This is a genomic window from Mesorhizobium sp. M5C.F.Ca.IN.020.29.1.1, assembly GCF_003997375.1.
GTDB lineage: Bacteria > Pseudomonadota > Alphaproteobacteria > Rhizobiales > Rhizobiaceae > Mesorhizobium > Mesorhizobium wenxiniae.
On the sequence record NZ_RZSW01000715.1, the window covers coordinates 1 to 2,547 of the forward strand.

Below are 2,547 nucleotides of genomic sequence, written 5' to 3' on the forward strand. Positions count from 1 at the left end.
TCCTCTTGTCGCCGATGCCGCGTGAGTGCTCCCGGCTGCCGCTCTTCCCCTCCCGTATAACGTGCCGAAAAAGCAGCTTGCAATCCCGAAGTCGTGAGAATGCAGTTCGCCCGAAAATCCGCCTATTGTACTTTCGGTCACGCAAAGGCCGGAACGGCGGAGGAAAGCGAAACCACGATCGCTGTGGCGATGACGACTTGCGGCCACGAACGGCTAGCGCGGCAAGCCGATTCAGACGACGCCGTGTTTTCTGAGAACCTCCTGCTCGTCGCCTGACACCCACCCAAATATTTTCGGCTCTCCGCCCAGCTTCTGGACGAGGTAGTGGACGTCGAAATCGATCGTGACGTCCGGTCGGTCTTTGCGAGCGTAGGACGACGTCCAGGCGACGTGGGCAACGCAATGATGCTCGTCTATCGGCGAGACGCGAACAGCCCGTATTCGCATTTCCTTCATGCCGATCGCTCGATAATGAGCATAACCTTGCTCCATAACCTGCCTGAGTTGGTCGTCGTTCTTCCCGACCATGACGCCGGCAGGCGACGCCGCAATGAAGGCGGAGGCATAGACCGATGCGACTTCGTCCATGTCGGCATCGCCGGCGAGTTGCTGCTCGTACCTTTCGAACAGCTTCCTGACCTGCGCTTCCATGGATCACGCTCCCTCCAGTGTGGTTTTGGATTTGAAGTTTGAACCTGATGCCGTCAAAGATAGCAGAAACTTCAAATCCATCGTGTTGGCTCATTGCCAAAGCAGCACTTGAAGACAACAATGACTTCGACGCCGGCGCGCCAAACGCACACAAAAAGAGCCGCGCACAAAAAGAGCGTCGGAGGAATCGAGGAGGAAGCCGCTGGCCAGTTCACGGACGCGCTATGCATGCGGCCTATCGGTGCTCACCACGGATGAGCCCGACGCCAATGTGTTCACCCGGGCGGTCGCGGCCGAAGCCGCAGCCATCGATGCCGGCTTCGCCCTGCTGTTTTTCTCCCAGAGCCTTGTCGATGCGGCGGCCCTGTCGGACGCGCTGAAGATCAACGCGCCGGCACTTGCCTATGCCGGCTGCTCCACCGCCGGCGAAATCACGCCGCGCGGTCTGGAGGAAGGCCAGATCCTCGCATTGCTGCTTCCGTCAGCATCGTTTTCGGTCGCAAGCACTATGGTCGACAGTCTCTCTTCGTCGGGCATGGACAGGATCACCGGTGAAGTCGGGGCGCTGCGGCGCTCGCTGCAGGGTCGCGTCGGGTACGAACGGACCAACACCACCTTCGCGCTTTGCTTCATCGACGGGCTGTCCTATGCCGAAGAAGCGGTGACCTCCGCGATCCACTGGGGGCTCGATGACATTCCACTGATCGGCGGTTCGGCGGGCGACGATCTGAAATTCGAGACGACGCGGCTGATCTCGAACGGCAAGGTTGCCTCCGACTGTGCCATCATCGTGCTGATCACCACCGAAATTCCTTTCCGCGTGTTCAAGACCGACAATTTCGTTCCCACCGACGAGAAGCTGGTGGTGACCGCATCCGATCCCGATCACCGCACCGTGCGCGAATTCAACGCCACCAATGCCGCGGAGGAATACGCCGCCTCGGTCGGCGTCATCCCGCAGATGCTGACGCCGCTGAGTTTTGCCTCGCACCCCGTGGTGGTGAAAGTGGGCGGCGAATTTTACTGCCGCTCGATCCAGAAGATGCACGCGGACGGCTCGCTGTCGTTCTTCTGCGCCATCGACGATGGCGTCGTCCTTTCGATCGCCCAGCCCAAGAACATGGTTGAATCGACACGTGCCGCCTTCAGGGATGTCGAGGAAAGGCTTGGCGGCATCGACATGATCCTCGGTTTCGACTGCGTGCTGCGCAGGCTCGACGCGCTCAACCGCCAGGTCTTTCGGGAGATTTCGGAAGTCTACAAGGTCAACAACGTCATCGGTTTCGGCACCTATGGCGAACAGTACCGGTCGATGCATCTGAACCAGACTTTCACCGGCATCGCCTTCGGAGAGCGGCAGGCGGCGGTGTAGGAGGTTTTATGCCGCTCAGGAACATCAACGACCTGGAGAGGCTGAAGAAGATCAACGCAGCCCTTGTCAGCCGCGTCGAGCGCTCGATGGACCAGCAGGGCAACGCGTTCTCGCTGTTCCAGACCGCGATTTCGCTCGAGAATCGAGTGCGTACGCGCACCGAGGAACTGCACTCAACGCTGCGTAGATTGGAACAATCCAACATCGATCTCAGCGCCGCTAAGGAAAACGCCGAACTGGCGAACCTGTCCAAGACCAGGTTTTTGGCAGCCGCCAGCCACGACGTGCTGCAACCGCTGAACGCCGCGCATCTCTCCGTCTCGGCGCTGGCCGAAGTGCAGACCAGCGACGAGGGCAAAAAACTGGTCCGGCAGGTCGAGCGGTCGCTGGAGACGATGGAGGATCTGCTCCGCACCCTGCTCGACATTTCCAAGCTCGACGCCGGCGTCGTGCAGCCCGATGTCGGCGATGTCAGCCTGGAGATGCTGTTTTCGTCGCTGCGCTCGGATTGCCTGCCGGTCGCC

At 60.3% G+C, this 2,547-nt stretch carries 3 protein-coding genes; 2 read left to right on the plus strand and 1 reads right to left on the minus strand.

Annotation, left to right across the window (positions count from 1 at the left end; all coding sequences use genetic code 11):
- Nucleotides 1–231: 231 nt before the first annotated feature.
- Complete coding sequence (locus EOA85_RS32550) at nucleotides 232–651, minus strand: nuclear transport factor 2 family protein (protein ID WP_127212453.1); 420 nt, start codon at nucleotides 649–651, stop codon at nucleotides 232–234.
- Nucleotides 652–892: 241 nt separating this feature from the next.
- On the opposite strand from EOA85_RS32550, the gene EOA85_RS32555 reads away from it, so the two are divergent.
- Together EOA85_RS32555 and EOA85_RS32560 are read left to right on the plus strand one after the other, a co-directional pair.
- Entirely contained in the window at nucleotides 893–2,023 is a 1,131-nt protein-coding gene (locus EOA85_RS32555; RefSeq protein WP_245486223.1) for an FIST signal transduction protein, read from the plus strand.
- A gap of 8 nt (nucleotides 2,024–2,031) precedes the next feature.
- Nucleotides 2,032–2,547 (plus strand): histidine kinase dimerization/phospho-acceptor domain-containing protein (locus EOA85_RS32560; protein ID WP_281033822.1); only part of this gene is annotated, 516 nt, incomplete at its 3' end.